Origin of the sequence: Treponema lecithinolyticum ATCC 700332, from assembly GCA_000468055.1 — a bacterium.
GTDB lineage: Bacteria > Spirochaetota > Spirochaetia > Treponematales > Treponemataceae > Treponema_C > Treponema_C lecithinolyticum.
The window spans coordinates 1-680 of the sequence record KI260565.1; the positions used below are offsets into that span (position 1 = coordinate 1).

At 41.6% G+C, this 680-nt stretch carries 1 protein-coding gene; it reads right to left on the reverse strand.

The genetic code is table 11. The features are described from left to right. Positions 1-662, reverse strand: a 662-nt coding sequence (locus HMPREF9193_RS06570) for an esterase/lipase family protein (protein WP_169720456.1), incomplete at its 3' end; no start/stop codon positions are given. Positions 663-680 lie beyond the last annotated feature (18 nt).

Below are 680 nucleotides of genomic sequence, written 5' to 3' on the forward strand. Positions count from 1 at the left end.
AATACGTAGGTACGATCGTGGCAATACAGCTCCAAAGCTTTATGAAAAGTTTTACTATTGCCGATATTTTTCATTATCAAATCATTTACTGTGTCATCAAAGTTCGAATCCGTAAGTCCTACTATGCCGCTTGTATCCGTATAACAGCCGAACATATCGTCCTTTTGTACTTGCATGCCGTATTCTTGTTCCAATTGTGCATCCCAGCTCAACCACTGCTGTTTATCGCCGTTGGAAACGGGGGCAAGTTCTATCGCTCCGGGTATATCAGAGCACAAAGCGGCAAAGTCTTTTTTAGTTGCTCCCAAAATATTTGCTAAGATAATTCCCGGTATATCCCACCACGGGCTAAAATGCCGTGCGCCGCACTTAAAATATGCATAAAACTGCACCGCACCTTGTACAGGCTGTACACCGTGTATCACCGCTTTTATCTTTTGTGCCGCTTGCGGGTTTTGTCTTAAAAACTCGCGTGCAACCAAACCTCCCATACTGTGTGTAATAATAATCATCTCGTCGGTTTCCTGCTCTTCTTTTATTTTGTCATATACATTTTTTACATCTTTTGCGGCAATATCATTAATATCTTTTCGCCAATCGTATGCGCACACATACACCGGGTATATGTGCTTTGTTTCCTGATTACGTAACTGTGTTTCCACTGTTTTTAACAGTGTATC